Genomic DNA, 14,503 nt, shown 5'->3' on the forward strand with positions numbered 1-14,503 from the left:
TAAGCTGTTCGGCATGACGGACGTCAACGAAGCACGCGGCGCGCTGCTGCAGCAGATCAAGGACAAGGCCGTGGTGCACGGCAAGGTGACCCTGTCGTCGGGTCTGGAGGCCGACTACTACGTCGACCTGCGACGCGTCACCCTCGACGGGGAGGCCGCGCCGCTGGTCGGGCAGGTGCTGCTCGACCTGACCGCCGAGCTCGACTTCGACGCGGTGGGCGGTCTGACGATGGGCGCCGACCCGGTGGCCGGCGCCATGCTGCACGCGGCCGCCGCGCGGGGCCGCAGGCTGGACGCCTTCGTCGTGCGCAAGGCGGCGAAGGCGCACGGGCTGCAGCGGCGCGTCGAGGGCCCGGACATCGCCGGCCGGCGCGTTCTGGTGGTGGAGGACACCTCCACCACCGGCGGCTCGCCGCTCGCCGCCGTGGAGGCCGTGCGCGAGGCGGGCGCCGAGGTGGTGGCCGTGGCGACCATCGTGGACCGGGCGACCGGCGCCGACGAGAAGATCCGCGAGGGCGCGGGGGTGCCGTACCTGTTCGCGTTCTCCAAGGACGACCTGGGCCTCGACTGACCTGCCCCGGCATGTCTGGAAAGATGGGGACGACGATGACGTCGCACCCCAGGTCTAGGTCAGGGCCGTAAGCACCCAGTTCACAGCACGCAACCCGCACACCCAAGGAGCGGACGAATGCCCATCGCAACCCCCGAGGTCTACAACGAGATGCTCGACCGGGCGAAGGCAGGCAAGTTCGCCTACCCGGCCATCAACGTGACCTCGTCCCAGACCCTGCACGCGGCGCTGCGCGGCTTCGCCGAGGCGGACAGCGACGGCATCATCCAGATCACGACGGGTGGCGCCGAGTTCGCGGGCGGCCAGTACAGCAAGGACATGGTGACGGGCGCCCTGGCCCTCGCCGAGTTCGCGCACATCGTCGCCGAGAAGTACCCGGTCACCGTCGCGCTGCACACGGACCACTGCCCGAAGGACAAGCTCGACGGGTTCGTCCGGCCGCTGCTCGCGATCTCCGAGGAGCGCGTCAAGGCCGGCCGTAACCCGCTGTTCCAGTCGCACATGTGGGACGGCTCGGCGGAGACCCTCGCCGACAACCTCTCCGTCGCGCAGGAACTGCTGGCCCGCACCGCCGCCGCCAAGATCATCCTTGAGGTGGAGATCACCCCGACCGGCGGCGAGGAGGACGGCGTCTCGCACGAGATCAACGACTCCCTGTACACGACGGTCGACGACGCGGTGCGCACCGTCGAGGCGCTCGGCCTGGGCGACAAGGGCCGCTACCTGCTGGCCGCGTCGTTCGGCAACGTGCACGGCGTGTACAAGCCGGGCAACGTCGTGCTCCGCCCCGACCTGCTCAAGGAGCTGAACGAGGGCATCGCCGCGAAGTACGGCAAGCCGGCCGGCTCCCAGCCGTTCGACTTCGTCTTCCACGGCGGTTCCGGCTCCACCCCGGAGGAGATCGCGACCGCGCTGGAGAACGGCGTCGTCAAGATGAACATCGACACGGACACGCAGTACGCCTTCACGCGTCCCGTCGCCGACCACATGTTCCGCAACTACGACGGCGTCCTGAAGGTCGACGGCGAGGTCGGCTCCAAGAAGACCTACGACCCGCGGACCTGGGGCAAGCTGGCCGAGGCGGGCATGGCCGCGCGCGTCCTCGAGGCCACGCAGAACCTGCGCTCGGCGGGCCAGAAGATCAAGTAACCCCCAGGGGTATCACGGGTACCCCGCAGGGGTGTCACGCGTATCGGCGAGCCCGGCGTCTGTCTGCGACGCCGGGCTCGCTGTATACCTGGGGGCATGCCCGATGTCCGGATGGCCTCGCCCCAGGGCCGGTGGATCCTGTTCACCACGGTGCTCGGCTCCAGCATGGCCCTGCTGGACTCCACCGTCGTCAATGTGGCCCTGCCCCACATCGGCCGTGACCTGGACGCCGACCTGGCGGCCCTGCAGTGGACGGTCAACGCCTACATGCTGACGCTGGCCGGGCTGATCCTGCTCGGTGGCTCCCTGGGGGACCGATACGGCCGCCGGAAGATCTTCATGGTGGGCGTGGTGTGGTTCGCCGCGGCCTCCCTGCTGTGCGGGCTCGCGCCGAACGCCGGAGTGCTGATCGCCGCGCGGGCGTTCCAGGGCATCGGGGGCGCGCTCCTCACCCCCGGCTCGCTGGCGCTGATCCAGGCCTCCTTCCATCCCGACGACCGGGGGCGGGCCGTGGGCCTGTGGTCGGGGTTCGGGGGCATCGGGGCGGCCGTGGGCCCGTTCCTCGGCGGCTGGCTGGTGGACGGGCCGGGCTGGCGGTGGGTGTTCCTGCTGAACGTGCCGCTGGCGGTGGCGTGCGTGCCGGTCGCGCTGCGGCATGTGCCGGAATCCGGGGACGAGAAGGCACACGGCGGCTTCGACGTCCTGGGGGCGGCGCTGGGGGCGCTGTCGCTGGGGCTGGTGACGTACGCGCTCATCGAGGCGGGCGAGGGGTCCCTGGCCGTCGCCGTCACAGCGATGGGCGGGGTGGCCGCCGGCGTGGCCTTCGTGTACGTCGAGCGGCGCCGGCCCGACCCGATGATGCCGCTGGACGTCTTCGCGTCCCGCCAGTTCACCGCCGTCAACCTGGTCACCCTGTGCGTGTATGCGGCCCTCGGCGGCTTCTTCTTCCTCTCGGTGGTCCAGCTCCAGGTCGTCGCCGGCTACTCCGCGCTCGGCGCCGGTACGGCGCTGCTGCCGACGACCGTGCTGATGCTGCTGCTCTCCTCCCGCTCCGGTGAGCTGGGGGAGCGGATCGGGCCGCGCATCCCGCTCACGGTGGGCCCGCTGCTGTGCGCCGCGGGCATGCTGCTGATGCTCCGGGTCGGCGAGAACGCCTCGTACGTCGCCGACGTGCTGCCCGCCGTCCTGGTGCTCGGCGTCGGTCTGGTCGCCCTGGTCGCCCCGCTGACCGCGACCGTGCTGGCCTCGGTGGACGTCACGCGGGCCGGGCTGGCCAGCGGCATCAACAACGCGGCTGCGCGGGCGGCGGGGCTCGTCGCCGTCGCCGCGCTCCCGCTGCTCACCGGGATGGGCCCGGAGGCGTACCGCTCGCCGGACGCCTTCGACGACGCGTTCCACCGGGCGATGGCGTGGTGCGCCGGCGTGCTGGTGGCGGGCGCGGCGGTGGCCTTCGCGACGGTACGGCGACCGGCGCCGGACTGCACACGGCCGGAGTGCAGAACCCACGGGAGCGTGACGGCCCCGCCGCTGGAGGGACGACGCGCGCGGAAGCGGCTCGGCTAGGGCGGGCCCCGGGGAGCACGCGCGCGTGGTGTCCTGCCGGGGGGTCCGTCACCGTACGCGCGCGTGGTGTCCTGCGAGGGGGTCCGTCACCGTACGCGCGCGTGGAGGAGACTGGACCCATGTCGATTCACGAGAACCTCCTCGGGGGCCCGCCCCCGACCCACCTCCCCGACGACCCGGAGCCGCGCGAGCTCCTCGCGAACGGCACGGCGCCCGCCGACGTCGCCGCGAAGTACCCGACGTCCTCGCTGGCCTGGGCCCAGCTCGCCGACGACGCGTTCGAGCGGGGCAGCGTGGTGGAGTCGTACGCGTACGCCCGTACGGGGTACCACCGCGGCCTGGACAGCCTGCGGCGGAGCGGCTGGAAGGGCCACGGCCCGGTGCCCTGGGAGCACGAGCCGAACCGCGGCTTCCTGCGCGCCCTGCACGCCCTCGCCCGCGCCGCGCAGGCGATCGGCGAGCAGGAGGAGTACGAGCGCTGCACGCAGTTCCTGAAGGACTCCTCGCAGACGGCGGCCCAGACGCTGGGCTGACCCGCGCAGGCGCCCCGTCGGGGTAGCCCGCCCGGGTGGCCCGTAGGGGTGCGGGTGGCCCGTCCGGTCCTGGTGTGACCGGACGGGCCTTGCGTTTTCGGGCCCGGATTGCGCAGGATGCGGGTGGGGACCGGGGCCCCCTGCCGATAACGGCAGGGGCGGACCGCTACCCGGAGTACACAACAGGAGACAGCGATGTCCCTCCAGGCTCAGCCCCACGAGGCTTCGGAGCCCGAGACCCCGCATCTCGACTTCGCAGGCACGACGCCGTACGAGGACTACGTCAAGGCGGACGTGCTCACCCACCTCCAGCACACCCTCTCCGACGATCCCGGAGAGATGGTCTTCCTGGTCACGACCCAGGTCATGGAGCTGTGGTTCACGGTCATCGTCCACGAGTGGGAGACGGCGGCCCGCGCCCTGCGCTCGGACGACGTGCCGACGGCGATCGCCGCGCTGAAGCGTTCCGTCCGCGAGCTGGAGGCGCTGAACGCCTCCTGGAAGCCGCTCGCGCAGCTGACCCCGGCCCAGTTCAACGCGTACCGCTCCGCGCTCGGCGAGGGCTCCGGGTTCCAGTCGGCGATGTACCGCCGCATGGAGTTCCTGCTCGGCGAGAAGTCCGCGTCCATGCTGGTCCCGCACCGCGGCGCACCCCGCGTCCACGCCGAGCTCGAGAAGGCGCTGCACGAGCCGGGCCTGTACGACGAGGTGCTGCGGCTGCTGGCCCGCCGCGGCCACGCGATCCCCACTGCCGTCCTGGACCGGGACGTCTCGCAGCGCTACGAGCCCTCCCCGGACGTCGAGGCGGTGTGGACGACCGTCTACTCGGGCGACGAGAGCGACGAGGTCGCCCGCCTCGGCGAGGCGTTGACGGACGTCGCCGAGCTGGTGTGGCGCTGGCGCAACGACCACCTCGTCGCCACCCGCCGCGCGATGGGCGCGAAGGCTGGCACCGGCGGCTCGGCCGGCGTGGCCTGGCTGGAGAAGCGCACCCAGAAGAACGTGTTCCCCGAGCTGTGGACGGCGAGGTCCCATGTCTGACCGACTCGCCCTCACAGCAAAGGAGTTGGACGCAGGCGACGAACTGGCGGACATCCGCGCACGGTTCGTCCTCGACACGGCCTCCGAGCACGCCGACGGCGCCCCGGGCGTCTACCTCGACGGCAACTCGCTGGGCGCGCTGCCCGCCGCCGTCCCCGGCCGCGTCGAGGACGTCGTCCGCCGCCAGTGGGGCGAGCTGCGCATCCGCTCCTGGGACGAGAGCGGCTGGTGGACGGCGCCCGAGCGGATCGGCGACCGGATCGCCCCGCTGGTGGGCGCGGCGGCCGGGCAGATCGTGGTCGGCGACTCGACAAGTGTCAACGTCTTCAAGGCACTTGTGGGCGCGGTACGCCTCGTGGACGACGGCGAGGACGCCCGGGGCGGCGACCGAGGCAACCGAGGAGGCCTGGGCGACCGAGGAGGCCGGGGCGTCCGCGACGAGATCCTCGTCGACGCGACTACCTTCCCCACCGACGGCTACATCGCCGAGTCCGCGGCCCGCCTGACCGGACGCACGCTGATCCCCGTGACGCCCGGCGAGGTGCCGGCCGCACTGTCGGAGCGCACGGCCGCCGTGCTGCTCAACCACGCCGACTACCGCACCGGACGCCTGCACGACCTGCCGTCGCTCACCGCCGCCGTGCACGAGGTGGGCGCGATCGCCGTCTGGGACCTGTGCCACAGCGCGGGCGCCCTGCCGGTGGGCCTCGACGAGCACGGCGTCGACCTCGCGGTCGGCTGCACCTACAAGTACCTGAACGGCGGCCCGGGTTCCCCGGCCTACCTGTACGTCCGACGCGAACTGCAGGACCGCTTCGACTCGCCGCTGCCCGGCTGGAACTCGCACGCCGAACCCTTCGGCATGCGGGAGACGTACGAGCCGGCCCGGGGCGCGCTGCGCGGGCGCGTCGGCACCCCGGACATCCTGTCGATGCTCGCCCTGGAGGCCGCCCTCGACGTCTGGGACGGCGTGTCGATCGAGGCGGTGCGGGCGAAGTCGTTGGCCCTTACCGACTTCTTCCTGGAGTGCGTCGCCGCGTACGTCCCCGAAGGGCAGGTCGAGTCGCTGACTCCGGTGCGTCACGAGGAGCGGGGCAGCCAGGTGGCGCTGCGCTGCGAGAACGCCGGCGACGTCATGCGGCGGCTGATAGCGCGCGGAGTCGTCGGCGACTTCCGCCGCCCGGGCGTCCTGAGGTTCGGCTTCACCCCGCTGTACGTCGGATTCGCCGACGTGGAACGCGCGGCGCGGATCCTGGGGGAGGAACTGCGCCGGTCCGGCTGATCGAGGATCCGACCGATCACTGATCCGACGCATCACTGATCCGACCCACCACTGATCCGACCGATCACTGATCCGGCTGATTGAGCCGACCGGCTCTCCTGGGCGTACTTGGGGGTACGCCCAGGAGATCGGCATCCCTGGCGGGCAGCCCACAGGGGTGACACCAGCAGAACCGTTTACCTCTCACCGAGCGTGACATCCGCGTGTCCGCGCACGTCACGGGCCTGATACCGTCCCGGCCAGCGGCCGAAGTTCTCCCCTGGTCCACTATCCGTCCCGTCCAAATCCGTTTCGTCGTTGAGAGGTTGGAGCATGCCGGACGACGTTGTCGCAGCCCGGGCCGCCGCTGAGGAGGAGTCGGCCTTCGCACATCCGCCCGTCGACCCCGACGTCACCAGGATGTACGGCGACCACCCCGACCAGGTGATCGACTTCTACGCCCCGCGCGTGCAGACCGGTCCGGGTGGTTCCGTCCCGCTCGTCGTCGTGCTGCACGGCGGAGCCTGGCGCGCGCGATACGACCGGCGGCACATCACCCCGTTCGCGGATTTCCTGGCCCGACGCGGCTTCGCCGTGGCCAACGTGGAGTACCGCCGGGGCGCCGAGAGCCCGGCCCCGGAGGGGACATCCCCGATCGCGGGGCGCTGGCCCGACACCCTCGACGACATCGCCGCCGCCCTCGACGCACTCCCCGCCCTCGTCGAGGAGGCCCTGCCGCAGGCCGACGCGCGCCGCACCGTGCTCACCGGCCACTCGGCGGGCGGCCACCTCGCCCTGTGGGCAGCGGCCCGGCATGTGCTGCCCGCCGACGCTCCCTGGCGCACCGGCGGCCCCGCTCCGCTGCGGGGCGTCGTCGCACTCGCCCCGATCGCCGACTTCACAGTCGCCGAGAAACTGGACGTCTGCGGCGGCGCAGCCCGCCAACTCCTCGGCGGCGAAGAGCAGTTCGACGAGCGCCGACCGTACGCCGACCCTGCCCTCCTGCTGCCGACCGGCATCGCGACGACGCTGGTCCAGGGCCGCACCGACCTGGTCGTCCCGCAGGCGGTCGCCGAGGCGTACGCGGACGCGGCGGCGAAGGCCGGCGAGGTCGTGGGCCTGACCCTCCTGGAGGACGTCGGCCACTTCCCGCTGATCGACCCGGCGGCGGACGCGTGCGCGGTGGTGGCAGAGGAGATCGCGCAGCTGGCGTGGTGACGGTGGGGACGGGTGGCGCCGCCCTTTGAGGCTTCGTGCTTTGAGGCGTCGTGCTTTGAGGCTTCGTGCTGCGGGGGTCTGTTTTGGGGGGCCTGCTTCGGCAGGGGGGCTGCTTCGGCGGGTAGGTCCGTGTCTGATGGGGGCCCTGCTTCGGCGGGTAGGTCTGTGCCTCGTTGGGTAGCCCCCAGCTGGGGGCCCGTGCCTCCCGTAGGTGTGCGCACCTGTCGTACCCGTAGTACCTGAGAGCTACGTCGGAGGAGAGCTCCTCAGCGGGACGCGGACGACGAGCGCCGATCCGTAACTTCCAAGCCAGAAAGGCCCGATGGCGGGCCGACCGGCAGGGGAGGGCGGGATGGCGGAGCTTCGTTTTCGCGGGCGGCGGCGATGGCCGTGGCACCGTGAAGGGGTGGTGGCCCGGGGCCGGCGGCACTGGATCCGCGCCCTGCTGGCCGTCCTGGTCACCGCCGCCGTGGTCGTCCCCCTCACGGCGGCGACCCGACCTACCATCCCCGCCCCGGCGCCGGCCGTCCTGCCCGCGCCGACGGCGACGACGCTCGACGAGGCGTACGCCGCGAACCGGGCCAACGCCGCCCTGGCGTCCCGCATGGCCGCGGCCCACGGGGACCGCCACCGCGCGACCTCGGACCGGGTGCTGGCCGCGCCCTCCCGCAGACTGCTCTCCTTCGACGCCCGTGGTTCCGGCCGCGCCATCGAGGTGTTCGGGGACCTCGCACACGCCGACCGCGTGGCCGTCCTCGTACCGGGCTCGGACACCTCGCTGGACACCTACGAGCGCTTCCGGGCAGGGGCGGCAGCTCTGCACGACCGGCTCACCCGACAGACGGGGGCCGGGGCGGAGGCAGAGGCCTCGGCTGGGAGCGAGGTCGGCGCGGGGGCCGGGGACGGTTCGAGGACGGCAGTGGTGGCCTGGCTCGGCTACACCACCCCCGGCACGATCAGCACCACCGCGATCACCCCCTCCCGTGCCGACGAAGCGGCCCCCGACCTGCGGGAGTTCATCAGCACGCTGAGGGCGGTCACCGGCCCGGAGGCCCACGTCACTCTCGTGTGCCACTCGTACGGCACGGTCGTGTGCGGCCGCGCCGCCCCCGGTCTGGACGTGGACGACCTCGTTCTCCTGGGCAGCCCCGGTATGGGCGTGGACTCGGCGGCGGACCTGCACACCCGCGCGCGGGTCTGGGCGGGGAGGGGCGCCGACGACTGGGTGGCGGACGTCCCGCACGTCAGCGCCGACCTGTTCGGCACCACGGTCGGCTTCGGCGCCGACCCGATGTCCCGGTCGTTCGGCGCCCATGTCTTCGCCGCCGGTCGCGGCGGCCACAGCGACTACTTCACCCCGGGCTCGGCCTCCCTGGCCAACCTCGCCCGGATCGTCCTCGGCGACACCACGTCGGTGACCCATGCCTGAGACCCACGGGCCGCGGAGGCCGTTGCCGGGTGCACGGAGGGCGTTGCCGGCTCTGCGGCGCGCCGCCGCCCGCATCGACGCCGCCACGCCCCCGCAGCGCGATCGGGCCGTGGACGCCCTGCGCGCCCTCGCGATCCTCGGCGTCGTCCTCGGCCACTGGCTGGTGACGGCCCTGGTCGCGGACGGCAACACCCTGCGCGCCGCGAGCCCCCTCGGCCCCATGCCCTGGCTGGCCCCCGTCTCCTGGATGTTCCAGACGCTCGCGGTGTTCTTCATGGTGGGCGGCCACGTGGCGACCCGCAGCCTCGCCTCGGCACAGGCACAGGCACAGGCGCGGTCGCGGTCGCGGTCGCACGCACCAGGCGGGACAGGCGGGACAGGCGCGGCACGCGGGATGCGCGGGACCTACTTCACGTGGCTGCGGGCGCGCCTTGCCCGGCTGTTCGGGCCGGTGGTGGCCGTACTGGCGGTGTGGACGGTCGCCGCGGTCGGTCTCCTGCTGGGCGGCGCGGACTTCGTCACCGTGCACACCGTGGTCAAACTGGCGTTGTCCCCCCTCTGGTTCCTCCTGGTCTTCGCCGGGCTGACGGCCGCGACCCCGCTGCTGGCCCGGCTCAACCCGCTGTGGCCGCTGGCCGTCGTCCTCCATGTGGACCTGGTGCGGTTCGGCCTGGGCGGCCCGTCCTGGCTGGGCTGGGTGAACGTGGCGGCCGGCTGGCTGGTGCCGTACACCGTGGGCGCGGCCTGGACCCGGGGCGAGCTGGAGCGCCCGCGCGCGGGCTGGATCCTGTTCGCCGGCGGGGCGGTGGCGACGGCGGTGCTGGTCGTCTGGGCGGGTTATCCGGCGTCGATGGTGGGCGTGCCCGGTGCGGCGGTGTCCAACCTGAACCCGCCGACGCTGGCCGCGGTCACGTTCGGGCTCGCCCAGTGCGGTCTGGCCCTGCTGCTGCGCGACCGGCTGCGCCGGGCCCTGCGCCGGCCCCTGACCTGGGCGGCGGTGGCGCTGGTCAACCTCTCTGCGATGACGGTGTTCCTCTGGCACCAGACGGCCATGATGGCGACCACCGCGACGGGTCTCTTCGCGGGCCGCCTGCCCGGCCTGCACACGGTCCCCGACGGGCTGGACTGGGTGGCGGCCCGCATGCTGTGGCTGCCGGTCTTCGCTCTGGCGCTGGGGGTGTGCTGGGCGGCGTTCCACTCCTACGAACACGGGTCACGCCCTTTCGAGGGCCGCAGGTCCCGGGTGATCCGCGTCCACCACCACTCCCGTCGCAGGCAGCCGAAGGAGGCCCGCAGTGCCTAGGGTTGGGCCCGTGAACAGCGAGGCGAGCAGTACCCCACCCGACCGCGCCGCCCCCTCGCACAGGACCCGCTTCCGCCGCCTCCGCCGGCTGCGACTGCCGGGGTATGTGGTGGTGTGCTGGACCGCCCTCGGCATCGCACTGGCCGGCACGGACCAGATGGGTCGCTACGGCCTTGGCACGGAACTGGGGGTCCTGACCGGGTTCGCGCAGGGCGCGGCCGTCGTCCTCGCTCTGTGGCGGCCGCTGCCCGCGTGGGCGCTGTCCCTGGCGGCCACCGTGGTCGCCGCGGTGGCCGCGCGACCCGCTCTGGTAGGTCACCCGCTGCCGGGACCCGACTGGCCGTGGAACGAGGCCGAGATCCTCGCTCATGTCCTCGTGCTCCTGTTTCTGGCGCTACGCGTGCGCCCCCAGGTGTCCGTCGCGGCGCTGGCCGCCACCGCTCTGACGACGTGGGTGGTCCAGGGCCTCGTCGGCGGGGCGACATACACCTCGACGGGCGTCACGGCCGTCGCGATCTGTGGAGCCGTCGTCCTCGTCGGCACCGCCTTCCGCGGCCTCGGCGAGGCCCGCACGCAGCTCGTCGAACAGGAGACGATCACCGCCGAGGAACGCGGCCGCCGCACCCTGCTGGAGGAGCGCAACCGGATCGCGCGCGAGCTGCACGACGTGGTCGCCCATCACATGTCGGTGATCTCCATTCAGGCCCAGGTCGCCCCGCATCTGGTGGAGAACCCGTCCGAGGAACTGAAGGAGAACCTCGCCGGCATCCGGCAGAACGCCCTGGAGGCGCTCGCCGAACTGCGCCGGGTGCTCGGTGTGCTGCGCTCGGAAAACCCCGGGGATCCCTACGGCCTGGGCGCGGTCGGCACCGGGACGGCCCCGGACGCCCCGCAGCCCACGCTGGACCGTCTCGACGCCCTGATGGAGAACACCCGCGCCGCGGGACTGGACGTGGTCGCCACCGTCGAGGGCCAGGCGCCCGTGTACCCGCCGGGCGTGCAGTTGTCGGCGTACCGCATAGTGCAGGAGGCGCTGAGCAACGCCCTGCGGCATGCGCCGGGATCCCAGGTGCGCGTGGAGGTCATCCATCATGCCCGGGGCCTGCACCTGGAGGTCGTCAACTCCCGCCCGAGCGAACCCGTACGGGCTTCGCCCGGGGCCGGGCACGGTCTGCTCGGCATGCGCGAGCGGGCGGCGATGCTGGGCGGCCACGTCAGCGCCCACCCGACTCTGCACGGCGGCTTCGCGGTGCAGGCGTTCCTCCCGAGAGACGGCAAGGCGACAGCCCTCGCCGACTCCGACGATCTCGACCCGCCCGACGGCCTCGAACTCATCTTCCCGGACGACCTGGACGACCCGCACGACCCGCACGGCCTGGCCGAGGTGGCCGGCCCGGCTGTCGTGGCCGACCCGGACGAGGTGCGCGACGCGGGCGCCCCGCCCTCGCCTGCACCCTCGCCCCCGACAGCAGAAGGAAACCGATGACGACCGGCGGAACCATCCGTGTACTGATCGCCGACGACCAGCAGATGGTTCGTCAGGGCTTCACCGTGCTGCTCAACGCACACCCCGGCATCGAGGTGATCGGGCAGGCGGTGGACGGCCTGGACGCCGTCGCGAAGGTCGGCGAACTCACCCCGGACGTCGTCCTGATGGACATCCGCATGCCCGAGCTCAACGGCATCGACGCCACGCACCGCATCACCCTCGCGCACCCCCACATCAAGGTGCTGGTGCTCACCACCTTCGACCTCGACGAGTACGTGTACGACGCGCTGCGGGCCGGGGCGTCCGGGTTCCTGCTGAAGGACGCCTCCGCGGACCAGCTCGCCGAGGCGGTCCGGGTGGTGGCGGCCGGCGACGCACTGCTCGCGCCCGGCATCACCCGCAAGCTGATCGCCGAGTTCTCGCGCCTCGAAGGCAAACCCAGGGCCCCGCTGAAGGAGCGGATCGGCGACCTCACCGAACGCGAGACGGAGGTGCTCACCCTGATCGCGCAGGGCCTGTCCAACGCGGAGATCGCGAGCCACCTCGTCGTCGCCGAGCAGACCGTGAAGACCCACGTGGGCCGTGTCCTGGTGAAACTGGGCCTGCGGGACCGCACGCAGGCCGCGGTGTTCGCGTACGAGTCGGGGCTGGTGAGACCGTCGGGCTACTGAGCGCGGTCCTTCCGCGGCCTCCTTCGGCGGCTCCCTGCAGGACCCGTAGTACTTGAGACGGAGCCGCTGGAACCCCTCTCACTGGTGACGACGTGGACCCCCGGCTGCGCCTACCGTTTTGAATGTGACCGAGACGACGCAGACGCACACCACGCACCCGGACGACCCGGCCGACTCGTTCGAGGCCTACCGGCCGCGCAGCCCGGAGTTCCGGGCGGCCGTGGACGCCCTGCGCGGCATGCGCCAGGACCTGTTCCACGACGCCTTCGCCTACCGCCCGCTGCCCCGCAAGGAGCCCACCGGCCTCCTCGCGCGCATCGCGAAGGGCCGCAGGCGGGAGCAGGCGGCCTGGTCCCGGCACGGGATCGTCGGCGCGGGCGGCGCGCTGGCGATGCTGATCGGCTACGTGGACGGCGGCGAAGGCCTGCTGGGCGCCGTGATCGGCCTGCTCGTCCTGGCGCCGGTGCTGATGACGCTGGTGCGGCCGGTCGGCGCGTTCTGGCTGTCCCTCGCGTCGACGACGGCGGTGGCCCTGGTCGGCACGACCTACGGCAACTGGCCGTGGCTGCCCGGCAGTTTCCTCTCCCATCTGCTGGTCCTGACGGTCGTGGCGATACGCACCCGCCCGCGCACGGCGGCGTGGATGTGGTTGCTGACGGGGCTGTACGGCTTCATCGCCGAGACCGCCTTCGGCTGGGGCCACTACCACACCAACATCGCGCCCATGCTGGTGTTCTCCGCGATCCTCCTGCTTGCCGTGACCGTCTGGCACATCCGCCGGCAGGCCGAGCAGGAGGTGACGGCCCAGCAGACGGTGACGGCGCACGAGCGTTCCCGGCGCACCCTGTTGGAGGAGCGCACCACGATCGCCCGTGAGCTGCACGACGTGGTCGCGCACCACATGTCGGTGGTCGCGATCCAGGCGGAGGCCGCCCCCTACCGGGTGGAGAATCCGCCGCCGGAGCTGGAGAAGGCGTTCTCGACCATCCGGGAGAACGCGGTGGCGGCGCTCACGGAGCTGCGCCGGGTGCTGGGCGTGGTCCGCGCTGAGGACTACGAGGTCCCCGACGCCCCGCAGCCCACTCTCGCCGAGCTGGACGCGCTGCTCGCCAACGTGCGGGAGGCCGGTCTGGACGTGGAGAAGGGGATCACGGGCGCGGTGCGCGAACTGCCGCAGGGCGTCGAGCTGTCGGCGTACCGCATAGTGCAGGAGGCGCTGAGCAACACGCTGCGCCACGCACCCGGGGCGAGCGCCCGTGTGGAGGTGGGCTACGTCCTGGGCGGCCTGGGCCTGCGCATAGTGAACGGCCGTCCGCCCAACCCGTCCCTGATCAAGCCGTCCCCCGGCGCAGGTCACGGCATCACCGGCATGCGTGAGCGGGTCACGATGCTGAACGGCGAGATGACGGCGGAACCCACATCGGAAGGGGGCTATGAGGTGACGGTGTTCCTACCGATCCCGATGGCTTCCTCCTCCTCTTCTTCTTCTTCTGCTGCTGCTGCTGACGAGGGTGGAGCATGACGATCCGCGTACTGGTAGCGGACGACCAGATGATGGTGCGCGAGGGCTTCTCGGTCCTGCTGAACGCGATGCCGGACATCGAGGTGGTGGGCGAGGCGGTCAACGGCCGGGAGGCGGTGGAGCGGGTCCGTGAACTGACTCCCGACGTGGTCCTGATGGACATCCGTATGCCCGAGCTGAACGGCATCGAGGCGACGCGCGAGATCGTGGCGGCGGACGGATCGGCGAAGGTGCTGGTCCTGACCACCTTCGATCTGGACGAGTATGTCTACCAGGCGCTCCGCGCAGGGGCGTCCGGCTTTCTCCTGAAGGACGCCTCGGCCCGCCAACTGGCGGAGGGCGTCCGGGTGGTGGCAGCAGGTGAAGCGCTCCTGGCCCCGTCCGTCACCAGGCGCCTGATCACGGAGTTCTCGAAGCTCTCCGACTCCCCGCGGCTGTCGCCGACCGCCCAGGCGGCGTACGGCGACCTGACCGAACGGGAGACGGAGGTGCTGGTCCTGATCGCCCAGGGCCTGTCGAACCTGGAGATAGCCGGACGGCTGGTGGTGGCGGAGTCGACCATCAAGACCCACGTGAGCAGAATCCTGGTGAAGCTGGGCCTGCGGGACCGCACCCAGGCGGCGGTGTTCGCGTACGAGGCGAGGTTGGTGACGCCGGGCTAGGAGTTGTCTTCAAATGTCACGCCCACATCAGGAGCGAGGCGAGCGTGACAGCTGCCTGGTAGGACTCGGCGGTCTTGTCGTAGCGGGTCGC

At 72.2% G+C, this 14,503-nt stretch carries 13 protein-coding genes; all 13 read left to right on the forward strand.

Translation table 11 applies throughout. From position 1 onward, the window contains the following. Positions 1 to 13: 13 nt before the first annotated feature. The 13 genes from pyrE to ACIBAF_RS26400 all read left to right on the forward strand — a co-directional run bounded on the left by pyrE (position 14) and on the right by ACIBAF_RS26400 (position 14,412). Complete coding sequence (pyrE, locus tag ACIBAF_RS26340) at positions 14 to 571, forward strand: orotate phosphoribosyltransferase (RefSeq protein ID WP_399466190.1); 558 nt, start codon at positions 14 to 16, stop codon at positions 569 to 571. Between the two features lie 117 nt (positions 572 to 688). Then, positions 689 to 1,720 carry a class II fructose-bisphosphate aldolase gene (gene fbaA / locus ACIBAF_RS26345; RefSeq protein ID WP_399466192.1) on the forward strand — a complete coding sequence of 344 codons (1,032 nt, stop codon included), beginning with the start codon at positions 689 to 691 and terminating at the stop codon, positions 1,718 to 1,720. A gap of 96 nt (positions 1,721 to 1,816) precedes the next feature. After that, positions 1,817 to 3,283 carry an MFS transporter gene (locus ACIBAF_RS26350; RefSeq protein ID WP_399466194.1) on the forward strand — a complete coding sequence of 489 codons (1,467 nt, stop codon included), beginning with the start codon at positions 1,817 to 1,819 and terminating at the stop codon, positions 3,281 to 3,283. Positions 3,284 to 3,402: 119 nt separating this feature from the next. Beyond that, positions 3,403 to 3,816, forward strand: a complete 414-nt coding sequence (locus ACIBAF_RS26355; protein WP_399319915.1) for a DUF3151 domain-containing protein — start codon at positions 3,403 to 3,405, stop codon at positions 3,814 to 3,816. Between the two features lie 195 nt (positions 3,817 to 4,011). Then, complete coding sequence (locus tag ACIBAF_RS26360) at positions 4,012 to 4,857, forward strand: tryptophan 2,3-dioxygenase family protein (RefSeq protein ID WP_399466196.1); 846 nt, start codon at positions 4,012 to 4,014, stop codon at positions 4,855 to 4,857. Further along, positions 4,850 to 6,139 carry a kynureninase gene (gene kynU / locus ACIBAF_RS26365; protein ID WP_399466197.1) on the forward strand — a complete coding sequence of 430 codons (1,290 nt, stop codon included), beginning with the start codon at positions 4,850 to 4,852 and terminating at the stop codon, positions 6,137 to 6,139. Before ACIBAF_RS26360 ends, kynU begins: the two co-directional genes overlap by 8 nt. Positions 6,140 to 6,451: 312 nt before the next feature. Continuing rightward, positions 6,452 to 7,336, forward strand: coding sequence for an alpha/beta hydrolase (locus ACIBAF_RS26370; RefSeq protein WP_399466198.1), 885 nt, complete (start codon positions 6,452 to 6,454; stop codon positions 7,334 to 7,336). 352 nt (positions 7,337 to 7,688) lie between these two features. Next, positions 7,689 to 8,765: an alpha/beta hydrolase gene (locus ACIBAF_RS26375; RefSeq protein ID WP_399466200.1), complete on the forward strand. Its 1,077-nt coding sequence runs from the start codon at positions 7,689 to 7,691 to the stop codon at positions 8,763 to 8,765. Further along, the gene (locus tag ACIBAF_RS26380) at positions 8,758 to 10,068 is read left to right on the forward strand and encodes an acyltransferase (RefSeq protein ID WP_399466202.1); all 1,311 of its coding nucleotides are present in this window, start codon (positions 8,758 to 8,760) and stop codon (positions 10,066 to 10,068) included. Before ACIBAF_RS26375 ends, ACIBAF_RS26380 begins: the two co-directional genes overlap by 8 nt. A 10-nt stretch (positions 10,069 to 10,078) precedes the next feature. Next, positions 10,079 to 11,554 carry a sensor histidine kinase gene (locus ACIBAF_RS26385; RefSeq protein WP_399466203.1) on the forward strand — a complete coding sequence of 492 codons (1,476 nt, stop codon included), beginning with the start codon at positions 10,079 to 10,081 and terminating at the stop codon, positions 11,552 to 11,554. Next, positions 11,551 to 12,228 (forward strand): response regulator, encoded by a 678-nt coding sequence (locus tag ACIBAF_RS26390; RefSeq protein ID WP_399466205.1) that lies wholly within the window; start codon positions 11,551 to 11,553, stop codon positions 12,226 to 12,228. The genes ACIBAF_RS26385 and ACIBAF_RS26390 overlap by 4 nt, the downstream gene beginning before the upstream one ends. Before the next feature lie 124 nt (positions 12,229 to 12,352). Further along, entirely contained in the window at positions 12,353 to 13,750 is a 1,398-nt protein-coding gene (locus ACIBAF_RS26395) for a sensor histidine kinase (protein WP_399466207.1), read from the forward strand. Beyond that, on the forward strand, positions 13,747 to 14,412 hold the full coding sequence (locus tag ACIBAF_RS26400; protein WP_399466209.1) for a response regulator: 666 nt from the start codon (positions 13,747 to 13,749) through the stop codon (positions 14,410 to 14,412). Before ACIBAF_RS26395 ends, ACIBAF_RS26400 begins: the two co-directional genes overlap by 4 nt. The last annotated feature ends 91 nt before the right edge of the window (positions 14,413 to 14,503 follow it).

The organism is Streptomyces sp. NPDC051677 (genome assembly GCF_044453465.1).
Classification (GTDB): domain Bacteria; phylum Actinomycetota; class Actinomycetes; order Streptomycetales; family Streptomycetaceae; genus Streptomyces.